Origin of the sequence: Gottfriedia sp. NPDC057948, from assembly GCF_042887255.1 — a bacterium.
Taxonomy (GTDB): Bacteria; Bacillota; Bacilli; order Bacillales; family Bacillaceae_G; genus Gottfriedia.
Window position 1 is genome coordinate 1 of record NZ_JBHVPN010000034.1, and the last position, 16,522, is coordinate 16,522.

General features: G+C 33.7%; 15 protein-coding genes, 16 tRNA genes, 1 rRNA gene and 2 pseudogenes. 7 read left to right on the forward strand and 27 right to left on the reverse strand.

What is annotated here, in order from left to right:
• Positions 1-304 precede the first annotated feature (304 nt).
• From ACFVRR_RS23875 to ACFVRR_RS23895, 5 genes are all read left to right on the forward strand, one after another.
• On the forward strand, positions 305-922 hold the full coding sequence (locus tag ACFVRR_RS23875; protein WP_387333243.1) for a VanZ family protein: 618 nt from the start codon (positions 305-307) through the stop codon (positions 920-922).
• Between the two features lie 143 nt (positions 923-1,065).
• On the forward strand, positions 1,066-1,452 hold the full coding sequence (locus ACFVRR_RS23880; RefSeq protein ID WP_387333245.1) for a DUF3888 domain-containing protein: 387 nt from the start codon (positions 1,066-1,068) through the stop codon (positions 1,450-1,452).
• Positions 1,453-1,617: 165 nt separating this feature from the next.
• The gene (locus tag ACFVRR_RS23885) at positions 1,618-1,785 is read left to right on the forward strand and encodes a hypothetical protein (protein WP_387333247.1); all 168 of its coding nucleotides are present in this window, start codon (positions 1,618-1,620) and stop codon (positions 1,783-1,785) included.
• A gap of 36 nt (positions 1,786-1,821) precedes the next feature.
• Complete coding sequence (locus ACFVRR_RS23890; RefSeq protein ID WP_387333249.1) at positions 1,822-2,226, forward strand: hypothetical protein; 405 nt, start codon at positions 1,822-1,824, stop codon at positions 2,224-2,226.
• Positions 2,227-2,469: 243 nt separating this feature from the next.
• Complete coding sequence (locus ACFVRR_RS23895; RefSeq protein WP_387333251.1) at positions 2,470-2,889, forward strand: hypothetical protein; 420 nt, start codon at positions 2,470-2,472, stop codon at positions 2,887-2,889.
• A 60-nt stretch (positions 2,890-2,949) separates the two neighbouring features.
• Here the strand turns inward: ACFVRR_RS23895 and ACFVRR_RS23900 are convergent, their stop codons facing one another.
• Complete coding sequence (locus ACFVRR_RS23900) at positions 2,950-3,288, reverse strand: DUF6678 family protein (RefSeq protein ID WP_387333253.1); 339 nt, start codon at positions 3,286-3,288, stop codon at positions 2,950-2,952.
• 459 nt (positions 3,289-3,747) lie between these two features.
• Between ACFVRR_RS23900 and ACFVRR_RS23905 the strand changes: the two genes are divergently transcribed.
• Complete coding sequence (locus tag ACFVRR_RS23905; RefSeq protein ID WP_387333255.1) at positions 3,748-4,176, forward strand: ASCH domain-containing protein; 429 nt, start codon at positions 3,748-3,750, stop codon at positions 4,174-4,176.
• 202 nt (positions 4,177-4,378) lie between these two features.
• On the opposite strand, the pseudogene ACFVRR_RS23910 reads toward ACFVRR_RS23905, so the two are convergent.
• The 9 genes and pseudogenes from ACFVRR_RS23910 to queG all read right to left on the reverse strand — a co-directional run bounded on the left by ACFVRR_RS23910 (position 4,379) and on the right by queG (position 13,725).
• Positions 4,379-4,966 (reverse strand): annotated as a pseudogene (locus ACFVRR_RS23910) (flavin monoamine oxidase family protein).
• 14 nt (positions 4,967-4,980) lie between these two features.
• Positions 4,981-5,299: pseudogene (locus tag ACFVRR_RS23915) on the reverse strand (flavin monoamine oxidase family protein); the annotation flags it as partial.
• Positions 5,300-5,700: 401 nt separating this feature from the next.
• Positions 5,701-5,973, reverse strand: a complete 273-nt coding sequence (locus ACFVRR_RS23920) for a hypothetical protein (RefSeq protein ID WP_387333257.1) — start codon at positions 5,971-5,973, stop codon at positions 5,701-5,703.
• A gap of 222 nt (positions 5,974-6,195) precedes the next feature.
• Positions 6,196-7,389 carry a sporulation protein YhbH gene (yhbH, locus tag ACFVRR_RS23925; RefSeq protein ID WP_025671718.1) on the reverse strand — a complete coding sequence of 398 codons (1,194 nt, stop codon included), beginning with the start codon at positions 7,387-7,389 and terminating at the stop codon, positions 6,196-6,198.
• Between the two features lie 327 nt (positions 7,390-7,716).
• Entirely contained in the window at positions 7,717-8,619 is a 903-nt protein-coding gene (locus ACFVRR_RS23930) for an aldo/keto reductase (protein ID WP_387333259.1), read from the reverse strand.
• A 102-nt stretch (positions 8,620-8,721) separates the two neighbouring features.
• Positions 8,722-10,617 (reverse strand): PrkA family serine protein kinase, encoded by a 1,896-nt coding sequence (locus ACFVRR_RS23935; protein ID WP_387333260.1) that lies wholly within the window; start codon positions 10,615-10,617, stop codon positions 8,722-8,724.
• 435 nt (positions 10,618-11,052) lie between these two features.
• Entirely contained in the window at positions 11,053-11,547 is a 495-nt protein-coding gene (gene trmL, locus ACFVRR_RS23940; protein WP_056467857.1) for a tRNA (uridine(34)/cytosine(34)/5-carboxymethylaminomethyluridine(34)-2'-O)-methyltransferase TrmL, read from the reverse strand.
• Between the two features lie 62 nt (positions 11,548-11,609).
• Complete coding sequence (locus tag ACFVRR_RS23945; protein WP_387333262.1) at positions 11,610-12,524, reverse strand: amidase domain-containing protein; 915 nt, start codon at positions 12,522-12,524, stop codon at positions 11,610-11,612.
• A 76-nt stretch (positions 12,525-12,600) separates the two neighbouring features.
• Entirely contained in the window at positions 12,601-13,725 is a 1,125-nt protein-coding gene (queG, locus tag ACFVRR_RS23950) for a tRNA epoxyqueuosine(34) reductase QueG (RefSeq protein ID WP_387333264.1), read from the reverse strand.
• 492 nt (positions 13,726-14,217) lie between these two features.
• Here queG and ACFVRR_RS23955 point away from each other — a divergent pair, with 492 nt between their 5' ends.
• Complete coding sequence (locus ACFVRR_RS23955) at positions 14,218-14,514, forward strand: hypothetical protein (protein WP_387333266.1); 297 nt, start codon at positions 14,218-14,220, stop codon at positions 14,512-14,514.
• Between the two features lie 203 nt (positions 14,515-14,717).
• Here the strand turns inward: ACFVRR_RS23955 and ACFVRR_RS23960 are convergent.
• From ACFVRR_RS23960 to rrf, 17 genes are all read right to left on the reverse strand, one after another.
• Positions 14,718-14,800: transfer RNA gene (locus ACFVRR_RS23960), tRNA-Leu, on the reverse strand.
• A 93-nt stretch (positions 14,801-14,893) separates the two neighbouring features.
• A tRNA-Leu gene (locus ACFVRR_RS23965) sits at positions 14,894-14,977 on the reverse strand.
• A 14-nt stretch (positions 14,978-14,991) separates the two neighbouring features.
• A tRNA-Cys gene (locus ACFVRR_RS23970) sits at positions 14,992-15,062 on the reverse strand.
• Between the two features lie 5 nt (positions 15,063-15,067).
• A tRNA-Gly gene (locus ACFVRR_RS23975) sits at positions 15,068-15,142 on the reverse strand.
• Between the two features lie 5 nt (positions 15,143-15,147).
• Positions 15,148-15,222: transfer RNA gene (locus ACFVRR_RS23980), tRNA-Gln, on the reverse strand.
• 80 nt (positions 15,223-15,302) lie between these two features.
• A tRNA-His gene (locus ACFVRR_RS23985) sits at positions 15,303-15,378 on the reverse strand.
• A 15-nt stretch (positions 15,379-15,393) separates the two neighbouring features.
• Positions 15,394-15,467 (reverse strand) — tRNA-Trp (locus ACFVRR_RS23990).
• Positions 15,468-15,472: 5 nt separating this feature from the next.
• Positions 15,473-15,557 (reverse strand) — tRNA-Tyr (locus ACFVRR_RS23995).
• A 10-nt stretch (positions 15,558-15,567) separates the two neighbouring features.
• Positions 15,568-15,640 (reverse strand) — tRNA-Thr (locus ACFVRR_RS24000).
• A 33-nt stretch (positions 15,641-15,673) separates the two neighbouring features.
• Positions 15,674-15,749, reverse strand: a tRNA-Phe gene (locus ACFVRR_RS24005).
• Between the two features lie 8 nt (positions 15,750-15,757).
• Positions 15,758-15,833 (reverse strand) — tRNA-Asp (locus tag ACFVRR_RS24010).
• Positions 15,834-15,836: 3 nt separating this feature from the next.
• A tRNA-Met gene (locus tag ACFVRR_RS24015) sits at positions 15,837-15,913 on the reverse strand.
• A gap of 149 nt (positions 15,914-16,062) precedes the next feature.
• Positions 16,063-16,138: transfer RNA gene (locus ACFVRR_RS24020), tRNA-Val, on the reverse strand.
• A 9-nt stretch (positions 16,139-16,147) separates the two neighbouring features.
• Positions 16,148-16,222: transfer RNA gene (locus ACFVRR_RS24025), tRNA-Glu, on the reverse strand.
• A gap of 26 nt (positions 16,223-16,248) precedes the next feature.
• Positions 16,249-16,340: transfer RNA gene (locus ACFVRR_RS24030), tRNA-Ser, on the reverse strand.
• A gap of 4 nt (positions 16,341-16,344) precedes the next feature.
• Positions 16,345-16,419 (reverse strand) — tRNA-Asn (locus ACFVRR_RS24035).
• Between the two features lie 10 nt (positions 16,420-16,429).
• A 5S ribosomal RNA gene (gene rrf / locus ACFVRR_RS24040) occupies positions 16,430-16,522 on the reverse strand; the annotation flags it as partial.

Consider the following 16,522-nt stretch of genomic DNA (forward strand, 5'->3'; position numbering starts at 1 on the left):
CTTTAGCCCTCCAAGACTCGTTACGAGCGAATGGCTAGTTCTTACTCGACGGGAATCCCACCCGTTATATGATACGACCTAGGCTCGGCCGCACACGCATGCTTTAGTTGTACACGTGATCGGCGATTTGTCGGTCTTTTTTTTATTCAACAAAATGGCAGTTTAGTTGCATAAGGATTTTTAATTAAAAAGGATTTTTAGTTTTTAAAGAGAAAATAATAAATGGAATATTTATCCATTATTTAAAGTGGTGAATATCACAAACAGAGATTTTTTATATTTAGCACAGGAAAAGGTGATTGGTTTGAGATTATTAATTGGAGATATAGTGTATGTTATTTTATGCTACTTAATTTTGAGAGCAATTATACTTATACTAAAAATGAAAAACAAAAAGACTATTTTTTGGTTTAAAGAATTTATAGGACTTTTGCTTGTTATATATACATTAATGGTTATTTCAGTCACTATATTCCCTTTATACAATATTCCAAATGGGAAACTTCAATTTCCTTACTGGTCTATAAACTACATACCTCTTACCTCAATAATTAGAGATATTAGTGAAGTAGGAATAGCATATAGTGGTGACGCAGTATTTATGATTAAGATGATTGTAAGAAATGTAGGGGGCAATATTTTAATGTTTATGCCTCTGGGATTTCTTGTCCCTATATTATGGGGAAATTGCAAAAGGCTTAAAAACATTTTAATGATTGGACTTATTGTTTCCCTTAGTATTGAAAGTTTACAATTTGTAGAATGTCTTTTAGGAGTAGGTCTAGGAAGGAAAATAGACATTGACGATGTTATTTGTAATGTGTTTGGGACTATCTTGGGTTTTCTCATCTATAAACTTTTACTTTTATTTTTAAGTAAGACAAAAAAAGCATTTAGACAATCAACTCATCTTGATATTTAATTAAAATAGTTTCTTATTAAACTAACGCGTGCGATAGTTCAATAACTCTTGAAGAAGTAGATAAAGATCTTTTTTTACTGGTTTGACATTGATCGTCGAATAAATCATTTTAGTTCTTAGAAAACTAAAATGAGGTGATAATTATGAAGAAAATCGCAGTATTTATTACGGTAGTAATGGTATTAGTGATATCTAATACAAAAGCAAATGCAGAAACAATAAATGAAGCTGAGACAAAATTAAGTGAAACATTAAAACTGTCACTTATAAATAGCCTAAGAGAACCAGTTGATAAAGCAATCATTAAAATATATAAGGATGACAAAAAGGCACCAAAACATCTTACTTGGGCTTCGTATGAAACAGAATTACTTAAAATAAAGCAGTTAAATGGGATTGGTGGATTATATGAGATAACTCTAAAAGTATATCCGTATTATCGTGCTCATATCAGTTACGGAGAAGATGAAGTTGTGATTAATTCAAATGGCGAACTGATAACGTTTAAGCATTTAAAAACATATCCTTGATGTTCAACTAACGTAGTGCGTTAGTTGTACAACGTGAGTTGCTTCGGCAGCTCTTTTTTGTTCAACTAGTTTAGTTGTATAAGAAGAGTTCAAAAATAACACAATTGACCAATTCATCTAACTCATAGATGATATATTTGTAAGGAATTAATAGGAGGGGATTTCTTGAATACAGGAAGAAAAGTACAATGGCTAGGATGTTTCTTAGCTTTATGTTCATTATTTATTAACCTTGTTACAAATAACAAGTATTTATGCATTCCGATTGCATTATTCGGTGTACTCGTAGTATTTATAGGTATTTTATTGAATATGAAGACAAAAAAAACTTAAATGTTTAATTCTAAATAAATCATTCGGGGTGGTATATTGAAGAAATTTGTATATCTGATTTTTTTCTCACTAATTCTTCTAACAAGTTGTTCGCAAGTAGGTGGTATGCACAATAAAGGTTTAGAGAAATCTATAAGTTCTGCTTTGGAGAAAAAAAGCGTGACGGAAATAGATATTAATTCTCTAACGGACTTCGATTGGGATAAAGCATACTTAATAACCCCTTACACTGACCAAGAAACCATAAATAAGCAACTCGGTGTTAAATTTAAAGACCCAACTAATATGGTTAATCGAGATGATATATATTTGCTTGTATTTCTTGATAAGAATAAAGTAGTTCAGTATGTTAAAATACCAACTAAATATGGACAGTTGCTGCTCGGAGATAAAGATGGTTTTTCGCCTTCAAATCCAATCATAAAGATACAAAAAAATTAGTAATTTGATACCAAAGGGACATCGTATATAGATGTCCTGATTTTAATTATTTTGAGCAAAATTAGTTTGTTTCAGCAGAAAACTTGTACTTAAACTAACTCATGCATTAGTTGAACAACCTTAAGGCTGCTTCTATAGCTTTTTTTTATGGCAGTTTAGGAATATTTTTAAAACTCACTCTAACTATTATGGTAAAATTTGGTGTGCATACTCAAATTTTATTTGAATCGGAGGTAATTAGTTTTGAAAAGAAGATATCTAGTAATTAGTATTATATCAATTCTCACTTTATTTTTAGGTGGATTTCAATATGTTAAAATGCATAAAACTAAGTCATCTAGTGAAGTTTGGGTAGGTTATAACAGTAAAAGTAGTACAGATTTTAAACGAGTGAATGTGGAAAGTCAGTCCAAGATAGATAAATTAGAAGAGATTTTATTGAATGGTAAAACAATTAATAAACCAAAAGGTGATTTACAAGATTACGATATTCAATTATCGTTAAAAGTTCCTGCGAATGAAAAATCGTATAGCTTTTTAATTTGGTTTACGAATAATGGTGCCATAATCAAGAAGAATATATTGAATAAATTCAATTATATAAGCTTGGATAATCAAGAGGCAAAATTAGTAAAAGAGATTATAAAATATAAAAGGAATTAATTTTCGATGACTATATACTTCTTATTCAACTAACGCATTGCGTTAGTTACATTAGAACTTTTAAATGTAGTTAACAGATTTACAGAGTTCAACATACCCATACACCCTAATCACATTATCAAATACCTCTCCAGGAACGTGAATATTTTTTAGAATATTTAAAACATCCTTTCTTATTTCCTGGGTTTCTACCTTAATCTCCAACCATTCAATACACTTATATCCACCTATCCTAAAATGATAAAACCATTCCCCATCCCAAGTGCTAATAAAGCGTGTTTCAATGTCTTTTGTTCTCCATTGATTATTATTAGGGTAGTCATACATCGATAATCTAATTTCTCCCCGCTTTGTATCATTCATTACTTGCTGATATTGATTATTAGCCATTATCACCATTATCTTTGCACCCCTAAAATTACTTATAATACTAATCAACTAACGCGCCAGTTAGTTATATAGGAGATTCAATCTACAAACTATTGCTTTTTTTAGTTTATTGTATTTTTTGGAAAACTAACACTTGGGTTATGTTTAATGTGAACTCTTGTTTACTCTCTTCGTACTGTATTATGCGTAAGCCTAAATGTCTTTTTCTAGTAATTGATTCATCAGAACTTTTTTAAGTTGACTGAGGCGACTTGATTCTACAAAAAGGTATTTTCCTTTTTGAATAACGTTTATTTCATTTGGATATTTTATGGAAGTATCATAAATTCAGGAGGTAACACATGAAAGCAGTCACGTACCAAGGTCATTTTAAAACCATAATTAAAAACAAGAAGAAAAGCCGTACTCTTCGGAATACGGCTTTTTCCATATGATATATATTATATATAAGGAAGTGTAATTACATATATGAAGGTACTTTCAATGATTCAACCTTGGGCCAGCCTTTTCCTTTTTAATGAAGCACAATACGAAACAAGAACATGGAAAACTAAATATCGTGGTCCATTGGCGATTCACACAAGTAAAAAAATAGATAGTAATGTTTGTAATAACAATGCAATTCAGCATTTGCTTAGTAAGCACGAGTTGAATAGGAGCAAACTACCAACCGGCGTGATTATTGGTGTCTGTAATCTTATTAATTGTTTAAAAGTAATAGAAGATAATCATGAAAGTGCAGTATTGGAAGATGGACGTATTGTTTCAGGAAATGACTACTTCTTAGGAGATTTTAGAGTAGGGAATTATATTTGGGAAGTTTCCAATAAAGAAATGTTAATCGATTTTATACCAGCTAAAGGAAAATTAGGTTTATGGGAATACGATATAAATTAGTTGTTTACTTCTGGAAAAACACACTAATAATGCGTTAGCGCTTAACAGTGAATATTTTCAGTATGAAATTTTATAAATTGTATTGTATATATTAAACAAATCTTCTTTGCCGACCATCCTACTATATAGTGAAAAAGAGGATGATTGATTTATGATCCTCCCTTTTGTTCTTCAACTAAAGCATGAGTTCGTTGCATAACTTTTATTGGATTTTATTAATTTCAACAGCAGTACGAATTCCTGCTTCAATAGCGCCTTGTATCCATCCTGGTGTAGATGAAGTGTGAGAGCCTGCGAAATGTATTCTTCCTTCTGGACTACTAATATATTGGCCAAATTCTTTTTGTTGGTCAGGTTTATACATAATAAATGCTCCTCCAGAAAAAGGATATTCCATCCAACTATGTGTATATCCTACAATAAACTCAGAATAAACTTGATTCCCAAATATTAATGAAAGATTATTTAATGCCATACTTATTCGATCTTCTTCAGTCATACTTTCTTAAATATCAGAATCATCTCCCAAAGTATAACTTCCTAATACAACATCTGTTTCATTTGAGCCTAAATTATGGCTAGGAAAATATGAAAATTTGATAGGTAAATCAGTAGCTATTTTACCACCAAACAAACCTAATTTTTCCCAAAAACTTGTTTTAAATTGCAATCCAATTTTAGTTGAACCAGTATAGTGTATCTCCCTGATGACTTTCCATTTATAACGAGATATGGATTTAAAGGGGAATATGTTAACAAAGTTTAATAATGAATAAGGAATAGTTGTAATAACGTAGTCACAATTGTTAGTAGATTATTAGTAAAAATTAAATCATTTGGTGTACTATTTATGAATTCGTTTAAAGGTAACTTAAATTTTTCAATGTATGTAAATGTTAAAAGATGAATGGAAGGTATCCGCATCGCACCGAGGTCTAAATATTCATTATTTAAAAAAGGTGCCCTTTTCGTATAAATTCGTCCACCAATTCTATTATTTGCTTCTAAAATTGTAATTTAATGCCCTGCATCTTTTAAAAGTGAAGCAGTAACCAAACCTGATATTCCCGCCCCAAGAATTACTATATTTTTTATGTAATCCATATTTAATAATCGATAACATTTCATGCAATGAAGGTAGTAATTTGGAATTCAAAGACATCAACTCTTTCTACAAAAGTTTATCTAACAATACAATTCTATTTAAAATTAGTTCGTCTAAGAACAATTGAACAAACTTGAGTTGTATGATAATGTGGTTTCCGTACCATTTCAATATGAAAGTGAAAATAAACAGAAAAAGGGTAGAAAGCAGATACTGTATCTGTTTTTTCTACCCTTTAATTTTCAAATTGATTAAAGTTGACTTGGCCATCGTTAAATAGTTTTGAATTGCATCCCGTTATTGAAATAAACTGCCATTTAGTTCCACAAAAAAATCGGCTAAAGAGCCGATCATATTGTTCAACTAATGCAATGCTTTAGTTACATTAGATATTGACTATTAAAAAGTGAACAATGAATTTATTTCCTTTTGACCTTTTTTCTTTTTTTCTTGAGTTTTCTTTTAGACTTTCGCTTTGGCTTAATCCAGAAAAAAAAGCGATCATAAGATTTTTTTTGAAGGATGAGTATCCAAATAAAAGCAAATAGCTCCCACAGTACGATAGAAACCAAAAAGGCAAAGGCAATGATAGCTATCCAAAGAAAATATTTTTCTTCAATTTGAACATCGCTAAATACAAGCCATCCAAAAATCAAAACAAATAACAGAAGAATTATCTTTTTGTATCTCACAGAGATTTTCTCCTATTTATTTTTTCTCTACTTAAACATTCTATTTTTTACATCTCATAACCTTTTCTAATTCAACTAAACTTGTTGAATAAGAACTCTGTCTTCACTATTGATTTTAACTCTAAATATTTACGACAAAAAACCAGAAAAACCCTCTACCGGGCTTTTCTGGTTTCACTTTCTACTAATTTCGTACGCCATTTAATTCTCCATAACCGTTCTCTATTTTGCTGCCTTTTCATACTCCTGCTTGAAAAAGCTCTTCATAGAATGGAACACATCTGACTTTTGCTTTAGAATATAATAGCGAAATTTCTCGTCATTTATATTTTTATATGCGGACATTAGCGTACTGTGTCGATTGTATTGGTTTACTTCTCCGTATCCGAACATATTACTCACTTTCATTAATTCTTGAACTAGTTTTACGCAGCGAGCATTATCAGATGTTAAATTATCTCCATCAGAGAAGTGGAATGGATAGATATTATATCTTTCAGGAGAATATTTGTATTCAATCACTTCTAAAGCTTTTCGATAAGCAGATGAACAGATCGTTCCTCCGCTTTCTCCTTTTGTGAAGAACTCTTCTTCTGTAACTACTTTTGCTTCTGTATGGTGTGCGATAAACTCGATATCAACTGATTCATATTTTGTTCTTAAAAATCTAGTCATCCAAAAGAAGAAGCTCCGTGCCATATACTTTTCCCATAAGCCCATACTTCCGCTCGTATCCATCATTGCGAGTACGACGGCTTTAGATTCTGGTTTTCTAATTTCATTCCATGTACGGAACTTTAAGTCTTCTGGAGAGATCGGATAGAATGATGGCGTACCACTCATAGCATTGCGTTTAAACGCTGACATCATCGTACGTTTTTTATCAATATTACCCATTAAACCAGTTTTTCTAATGTCATTAAATTCAATGTTTTCTACTGTATTTAAGTCTTGTTCTTTGCGTTTTAGATCAGGTAATTCTAACTGACTAAAAAGAGCTTCCTCTAATTCCATTAGTGAAACCTCTGCCTCATAGTAATCTTCGCCTGATTCTTTACCTGCTCCTTGCCCTTTACCAGCACCTTTTTGCGGCTGGCCACCTTGTGAACCATCTCTTGCCACTACATCGCCAACTTTACTGTCTCCAGTACCCTGACCAACGTGTTTATTTTTATCGTAGTTGTATCTAATCTTATACTCATCTAGTGATCGAATTGGAATTTTTACTACATCGCGCCCGTTTGACATGATGATGCTTTCTTCTGTGATCAAATCTGCTAAATTCTTTTTAATCGCCTCTTGTACCTTCTCTTGGTGGCGCTGTTGGTCGTCGTGTCCTTTACGATGGAGGGTCCAGTCTTCCTGTGAAATGGTAAAATTATGCTTTTGTTCATGTTCATTATTTTCATTACTCATTTTCTTTCCCTCCCTTACTTGTTTTGATTTATTTGTAAAAATAAAAAAATCGTCACACAGTAATACACAATTGCATAAACTATTTCGGTAGGTGATTTTCTACCCTTTTTTATGGATTACTCTATCATATGCAGAAGGACACAATAATTGACAATGTTTCTTCTAAATTTTACACCCATTTTTTCAGAAAATAGGACGAGTCCTTAAAAATAAATATATTTATATATAAATTCCAATAAACTATTGACTTTAACTATATGAAAAAATACTGAAAAAAGAACAAAAAAATAGTGGAAAACTAGTAAAAAGTTCTCCACTTATTTTTATTTAAGGTAAATTATGTCCTATTCCAGCTACGTAAATTCGTAACCATTGTTCCGCTGACATACTTAACTTTGTAGACTCAACTGCTGTTTTAACACGTTCAATTTTACCAGACCCTACGATTGGCATCATTTTAGCAGGATGAGCTAATAACCATGCGTACATTACTTCGTCGATTGAATTTGCGCCAATTTCACTAGAAATCTCTTCAAGCATTGCTCGAACTCGTACCGCTGATTCAGACTGACTAGTAAAAATTTGTCCGCCTGCTAATGGGGACCAGATCATTGGAGCAATATCTTTTTCAAGTAATAAATCAATTGTTCCTTTTTCGAAATGCTCTAATTGCATTGGAGAAACTTCAATTTGATTTGTTACTAAAGGCATGTTTAGATATGCTTGTAATGCATTAAATTGAGATGGTAAAAAGTTTGATACCCCAAAGTGGCGTACTTTTCCTTCCGAATGAAGTTGATTAAACGCCTCTGCGATTTCCTTTGGATTCATAAAAGGATTTGGTCTATGTATTAAAAGTAAATCGATATAATCTGTTTGTAGTTTTTCGAGAGAATTATTAACACTCATAAGGATATGCTCTTTACTAGTATCATAATGATTCATTTTAAGTTCAGGAAACTTTGATGACTTTAATTTTATTCCACATTTTGTAACGATTTGGATTTTTTCACGAAGCTCTGGTTTAAGCGCTAAAGCCTTTCCAAAAATCTCTTCACAAGTATAGCCACCGTAAATATCGGCATGATCAAATGTTGTAATTCCTAAATCAATACATTCTTCTATAAAAGTGACTAATTGTTCTGATGTCATCTCCCATTCAGATAAACGCCATAAACCGTGAATAATTTGTGAAAACTCAAGATTTTCAGCTAGTTGAATTCTTTTCATCTACACATCTCACCTTTCTTTTTAATCATTATCATTATTATAGGATAAACGTTATTAAATGCAAAAGAAAACGGCTATCTAATAGGTAGCCGCTTAAACAATTTATCGGTTAAGTAATGAGCCTACGTAACGTAATAATTCATTTGCTGATGTTGAGTTATAACCATACTCATCAACTAATCTGCTGACAACGTCATTGATTTTCTTTAATTGACGCTCGTCAGGAGTTTTTGTGGACGTCGTAATCTTCACAACATCCTTCAAATCCGAAAAAAGTTTCTTTTGGATTGCTTCTTTTAATCTTTCATGTGAATTGTAATCAAATCGTTTGCCTTTCCTTGCATATGCAGAGATTCTAATTAGTATTTCTTCACGGAATGCTTTCTTTGCATTCTCAGATATACCAATTTGTTCTTCAATCGAACGCATCAACTTCTCATCTGGATTCATCTCTTCACCTGTTAAAGGATCACGAAGCTTATTCTTATTGCAATATGCTTCTACATTATCAAGATAATTATCCATAAGTGTTTTTGCAGACTCTTCATATGAATAAACAAAAGCTTTTTGAACTTCTTGTTTTGCAATATCATCATATTCTTTTCTTGCGATTGAGATAAAATTCATATAACGCTCACGATCTTCATTAGAAATAGATGGATGTTGATCTAAACCATCTTTTAATGAGCGTAATACATCCAAAGCATTAATTGAAGGAATCTCTTTTCGAATAATTGTAGATGAAATACGGTTAATGACATATCGTGGGTCGATACCATGCATACCTTCATCTAAATATTCTTTCTTCAGCTCCTCTAAATCAACAGTGTTATAGCCCTCTACCATTTCACCATCATATAGACGCATCTTCTTAACTAAATCAATATCTCCTCGTTTTGGTTCTTTTAAACGAGTAAGAATTGTAAACATTGCTGCTACGCGTAAAGTATGTGGAGCAATATGAACATTTGAAACATCACTTTCAGAAATCATTTTTTGATAAATTCTCTCTTCCTCACTAACTCTTAAATTATACGGAATTGGCATTACGATTATTCGAGAATGAAGTGCTTCATTCTTCTTATTATTAATAAAGGATCTGTACTCTGTTTCATTCGTATGAGCAATGATTAATTCATCCGCAGAAATCAATGCAAAACGCCCTGCCTTAAAGTTTCCTTCCTGTGTCAGGGATAATAAGTGCCATAAAAACTTTTCATCACATTTTAACATCTCTTGGAATTCCATCATTCCACGGTTTGCTTTATTTAACTCACCATCAAACCGGTAGGCACGTGGATCTGACTCTGATCCAAATTGAGCAATTGTTGAAAAATCAATACTTCCTGTTAAATCTGCAATATCTTGAGATTTTGGATCAGACGGGCTAAAAGTACCAATACCAACTCGACGATCCTCTGATAAGAATACTCTTTCTACCATAACATCTTCTATTCTTCCACCAAACTCTTGTTCAAGTCTCATTAAGTTTAAAGGTGAAAGATTTCCTTCAATTCGAACTCCATATTCATTGAAAAAATCATCTCTTAAATGGTTAGGAATTAAATGCAATGGATCTTCATGCATTGGGCAACCTTTAATAGCGTAGATTGCTCCTTGATCAGACCTTGAATAATTTTCTAAGCCTCTTTTTAACATCGTTACCAGTGTAGATTTACCACCACTTACAGGACCCATTAATAATAAAATACGTTTTTTTACATCTAATCTCTTGGCAGCAGGATGGAAATATTCTTCCACGAGTCTCTCTAATGCTTCTTCTAATCCATATAGGTTGTTATTAAAGAAACTGTAGGTTTTTTTACCATTCAATTCTTCAATACCTGCGTCTTTAATCATATTATAAATTCTAGAATGAGCAGTTTGTGCAACCAATGGTTCCTCTTTTAACATTTCAAGATACTCAGCAAAAGTGCCTTCCCATTTCAATCTTTGTTCCATGTCCCGATGCTGCTCAAGTTTCTTTAAAATATCCATGACAAGTACCTCCTTCTTCTCATCTGTAAGAGAGATTATTAAAGGATATGCAAGGATGTCCGTACTCATGCTATATCTTTGAGTAGGAAAATATATTTTATCGAAATTCAATTCTCATAATTTTACTTTCATATTTCTATGTTTTTTCTGTATAATAAGGTTTAGGGTGTTGGGAATTTTTCAATTGGGAGGATACATACTGATGAGACTAGTATTAATTTTATTAGTTACAGCATCATTCTTAGCAGCAATTTTCACAGGCGGCTATAATGACAAACCTGGACTGAAAAACAGATAATATTTTTTAAAGGATGCTTCTAAACGCGGATCTTAATTTTATTTAGACCGTTCTAATCGAAGCATCTTTTTTATTTGCTTACTCTTTGATAAAATCTTAAATTAATAAAAAAAATCACCATTTATATGGTGACTTTTTTATTTAGAATAATCCTTTACCTTTAACAGCTCACGGAAATCTTGCTGACGTAAAGCTTCGTAAATTAAAATTGCAGCTGTATTTGATAAATTTAGAGATCTAATATGATCTGTCATTGGTATACGTAAACAAGTTTCCATGTTTTTTTCAATTAACTCTTTCGGAAGCCCTGTTGTTTCTCTACCAAATACAAAGAAAATCTCTTCATCTAAATTTGTATAATCAAAGTTTGAATATGTTTTTTCCCCAAATTTAGTTATAAAGTAAAATTTCCCGTCTTTATATTTATCAAATAAATCGTCCAAAGAATCATGATAATGTATATCTACATGCTCCCAATAATCAAGACCAGCTCTTTTTAACATTTTATCATCTGTGGAAAATCCTAACGGGCGGATCAAATGCAAACTTGTATCTGTTCCTGCACAAGTACGTGCAATATTTCCTGTATTTGCTGGAATTTGTGGTTGATATAATACAACGTGTATTCCCATCTTTTTCACCTCTATATTGTTTCAATGCTTTATATTATACCAAATTCGTAATTAATAAGGTATTATTCCACTTGAGGGTTAGAAAAATCATCAACGAAGTGAAAAAACTTATACTTAATATTCTCCGTAAAAGCAGAAGAATCATAGTATGACCAATATCTTTTACGGCTATTTACAGTATGTGCATTCACTAACGGTTCACCATTTTCATCCTTAGCAACAACAATCGTACAATGATTCCATACTCCATCACCTTCGAAATCATATACGATAATATCCCCCAATGTAAGATCTTTTGGGGAAGGCACCTCTTCTGCTTTAATTCCAGTTTTAGGCGAAGGTAAAAATCTTCTTAATGCGTGAGCAACTCTCCAGCTATAACTACTATTAGAATGATTTCTATACCACCACCCTGTCCCTGGTTTTGGCATTCCAACCATTCGAATACCTCCAGCCCTTAAACATTGAGATATAAAATTAGTACAATCATTTGCATACAATGGATATTCTTTATTATGGCCATCCCACCAGGTTTCAGCATATTTAACAGCATTAAATCGGTTATATCTGTTATTTCGATCCAATGATTCATTTTCACCTAAATCGTCTTCTTCAAGTTCAAAATGTTCAACTTGATTATCAATCGGGAATGGTATGTCATATAAGATTTCATTATTTTCAATCGCGATCTGTCTCTCATGTTGATCCTCTTCAAAATATAAATCAGTTTGCTTTAAAAAATATCGCGTATGGAATGTATAATTTATATAAGTTACGTCCTGATCAGTCCAAATATTGTTTACATCAAGATCTCCATATACTTTCACTAATGAAATATTACGCTTATTATATAATTCAACTTTACGCCTGATTGCTTGATATTCTTTTTCTTGAATAGGATGACTTCGATGTCCTTCACCAAAATAAAGTTGTAATCGTTCTTTTAAATAACACTCTAAAAGTTCACGATTAAACAAGATAATCCCCCTTTTCAACATATATTCTTATTCTATACGATGTTGAAAAATAAGAGATTATACCACTCAATATTGCTTACTTTGATAGAACAGCATTAATTTCATTTAATACAATCTCGTCTTGCTCTTTTTGCAAACAACTTTCAATAAATGGTGTACTGTTCTTTCCCTCAATCTCAAAAATAGCCCAAATAGCTGTACCTCTAATTACTGGTCTTGCATCTTTTTTCGCTAATTCCTTTAAATCATCTAATGCCGATTCATCTTTAAAATGTGCTAAAGCAATGATGGCATTACGCTGAATAGGATTCTTTCCTCTCCATGATCCAGACATTTGGCCAAACTGACTTTTAAACTCTCTGTTACTTACCTTTAATACAGAGCGTAATAAAGGTTTTACAGTTTCTGGATCAGGTTCCATCTCAATATGATGAGTAAAATTAATTCCTTTATTTTTAGGACAAACTGTCTGACATGTATCGCATCCATATATACGATTTCCCAGCTCTTTTCGAAACTCAACAGGAATCATCTCTTTTGATTGTGTTAAAAAAGCAATACAATTTTTAGCATTTAATTGCCCTGGAGAAACAATCGCACTTGTCGGACAAACATCAAGGCATTTTGTACACTCTCCACACTGTTCCTCAATAGGCGAATCTGGTTCAAAAGGTAATGAGGTAATCATTTCCCCTAAATACACATAAGAACCGAATTCTTGCGTAATAATTGAACAATTTTTAGCACTCCAACCTATACCTGCTCGCTCAGCTACAGCTCGATCTACAAGCTCACCGGTATCGACCATCGACTGAACCTTTGCATTTGGATAATGTAATAAAATAAATGACTCAAGCTGAAGTAATTTCTTTTTTACAACTACATGGTAATCTTCCCCCCATGAAGCCCTACAAAAGATCCCCCTTGTAGATCCTTTTTTACTTTTAGGAGGATTTTTCAATTTAGATGGATAAGCTAGCGCAATTGCAATAATTGAATTAGCTTCTGTCATAATTTTTCTAGCATCTACTCTTCGTTCAATATCCTTTGTCTCAAAGCCCGATTGATAATTTAATTCCTGCTGCCTATATAGACGATTTTTTAATGTTAAAAATGGATCTACAGTCGTAAATCCAATCTTATCTATTCCAATTTCTTTACTATATGAAATCAATTCTTTTTGAAATTCTTTTATATTCACAAGAATCACCTAACTGCCTGTTAATTTACAAATTATATTTTCTATTCTAGTCAGAAAATTATTTCTTTATCTAACTATGTCACAAAAGACTTTAATAATAGACTTTTTTAATATAAAAAAACGCAATGTATCGTTCTTCGAATGAATCAATACACTGCGTTGTTATCAAGTTATAAGTGCTAAACTACTAATACAAATGTAATATGTATTTAGTAGGTTTTTGATGAACTTGTAATTAAATTTATCATAAATATGTCATAAATTCAAGAATAAAATCAATTTTTGTCGAAAGAGTTCTAGCATGATTATAGCACTTAAAAAATAGCGGATGACGTGAGTAAGAAAAAGATCAATATTCATCAGAACTTTAATTAATTAACTAATTATAGAGGGATAGAGGATAATGAAAGATTTGTAGAAATTTGAATGAAGGTATAATGAATTTTCCCATAGAATTCTTCTTTATAGGTTAAATATAGGAGGAGAATAACTATGACAGATCCTTTGGTAAATGAAGAAAAAAATCCTTTGGTTGAAAGTTTCGAAGGTGTCTGTAGTTTGATTGAAGAAACAAACGACAGAATTGATTTTACACAGGATACACTTAAAGAACTTGATCGATACAATAATGAGAAATTAAAAGATACAAAACAATTTACTATTAAAGTAGCTGCTGCAAGCCTACTAATAGCAACTACAGGCTTAGTAGTTACTTTAGCAAATAAAAGAAAACCAAAACAGTTTGATTGGCTTACTGCTAAGCAAAAACGTAAGTATGTAAAGATGTAATGATATGCACTGCTAAATGAATAGTAGTCACATAAAGAAAGGCAGCGACTATAACTATGGTCGCTGCCTTTCTTTATGCTGATCCCAAAATGAATAGATTATCCTATACCAGAAGAAGACTCTAACCTTTTTTCCTAACATTTACTTTCTAAACAAAAAGAGGATTCTGCATCTCTGCAAAATCCTCTTCCCTTCATTCAATATAGCGGTGACAAGACTCGAACTTGCACATCCGTGAAGATACCTGATTTTGAGTCAGGCGTGTCTGCCATTCCACCACACCGCCAAAAAGTTATAAAATAATTATAATATATGAAAGACAAATTGTCTATTCAAATCTGTAATTAAAAACCTCTTACAAAAGTAAGAGGTTTAATGATACCGAGGGCCGGACTCGAACCGGCACGGGGTCAACCCCCGCAGGATTTTAAGTCCTGTGTGTCTGCCATTCCACCACCCCGGCATAATTAAATTAAAAGGCGGTAACCGGATTTGAACCGATGATAAAGGTTTTGCAGACCTCTGCCTTACCACTTGGCTATACCGCCATATTTGGAGCGGAAGACGGGGCTCGAACCCGCGACCCCAACCTTGGCAAGGTTGTATTCTACCACTGAACTACTTCCGCATAAATGGCTGGGCTACCTGGATTCGAACCAGGGCATGACGGAATCAAAATCCGTTGCCTTACCGCTTGGCTATAGCCCATTAATTTAGAACTTTATATACTATATTCAATTTACTATAAATTATATTACTCACTTGAATAATCGTTACAATAATTTAAATGGGGCGACCGATGGGAATCGAACCCACGAGTGTCGGAACCACAATCCGATGCGTTAACCACTTCGCCACGACCGCCATTATTGTATTATTTGGCAGGGGCAGTAGGAATCGAACCCACACCAAAGGTTTTGGAGACCTCTATTCTACCGTTAAACTATGCCCCTATAAATGGTGGAGGGGGACGGATTCGAACCGCCGAACCCACAGGGAGCGGATTTACAGTCCGCCGCGTTTAGCCACTTCGCTACCCCTCCGGTTAAAGAGTGCCGACTAGAGGACTTGAACCCCCAACCTACTGATTACAAGTCAGTTGCTCTACCAATTGAGCTAAGTCGGCTTAATATTAATTACATATTATATTTTTTTAAGATGGTGGCTCGGGACGGAATCGAACCGCCGACACGAGGATTTTCAGTCCTCTGCTCTACCGACTGAGCTACCGAGCCATCTTAAATGGCGGTCCCGACCGGGATCGAACCGGCGATCTCCTGCGTGACAGGCAGGCATGTTAACCGCTACACCACGGGACCAATTGGTTGCGGGGACAGGATTTGAACCTGCGACCTTCGGGTTATGAGCCCGACGAGCTACCAGACTGCTCCACCCCGCGATAATGTGGATTCTATTATTATAGATCCATAAACTGTATTTTGTTAATACCATCCCAATCTCATAATGTTATTGCAAGTAGCAGCTCGATTGGTATTCGTTCGTGCTCCACCCCGCGATAATAAGAGATATTTATTAAATTTAATTAGATGGTGGAGGATGACGGGCTCGAACCGCCGACCCCCTGCTTGTAAGGCAGGTGCTCTCCCAGCTGAGCTAATCCTCCGTAATAAAATGGTGACCCGTACGGGACTCGAACCCGTGTTACCGCCGTGAAAGGGCGGTGTCTTAACCGCTTGACCAACGGGCCAGTATTATAATAGTCCTGAAAACATGTGGCGGAGAGCAAGGGATTTGAACCCTTGAGACAGGGTTACCCGCCTACACGATTTCCAATCGTGCTCCTTCGGCCACTCGGACAGCTCTCCAAAATGGCTCCGCAGGTAGGGTTCGAACCTACGACCACTCGGTTAACAGCCGAGTGCTCTACCACTGAGCTACTGCGGAATAATCATAAACCAAGCGACGTTCTACTCTCACAGGGGGAAACCCCCAACTACCATCGACGCTGAAGAGCTTAACTGCCGTGTTCGGTATGGGAACGGGTGTG

What these genes read in the sequence shown, in the direction of transcription:
- ACFVRR_RS23880 (WP_387333245.1), top strand. Translation starts at nt 1,066, where the DNA reads ATGAAGAAAATCGCAGTATTTATTACGGTAGTAATGGTATTAGTGATA.
- ACFVRR_RS23900 (WP_387333253.1), bottom strand. Translation starts at nt 3,288, where the DNA reads ATGGTGATAATGGCTAATAATCAATATCAGCAAGTAATGAATGATACA.
- ACFVRR_RS23905 (WP_387333255.1), top strand. Translation starts at nt 3,748, where the DNA reads ATGAAGGTACTTTCAATGATTCAACCTTGGGCCAGCCTTTTCCTTTTT.
- yhbH (WP_025671718.1), bottom strand. Translation starts at nt 7,389, where the DNA reads ATGAGTAATGAAAATAATGAACATGAACAAAAGCATAATTTTACCATT.
- ACFVRR_RS23930 (WP_387333259.1), bottom strand. Translation starts at nt 8,619, where the DNA reads ATGAAAAGAATTCAACTAGCTGAAAATCTTGAGTTTTCACAAATTATT.
- ACFVRR_RS23935 (WP_387333260.1), bottom strand. Translation starts at nt 10,617, where the DNA reads ATGGATATTTTAAAGAAACTTGAGCAGCATCGGGACATGGAACAAAGA.
- trmL (WP_056467857.1), bottom strand. Translation starts at nt 11,547, where the DNA reads ATGGGAATACACGTTGTATTATATCAACCACAAATTCCAGCAAATACA.
- ACFVRR_RS23955 (WP_387333266.1), top strand. Translation starts at nt 14,218, where the DNA reads ATGACAGATCCTTTGGTAAATGAAGAAAAAAATCCTTTGGTTGAAAGT.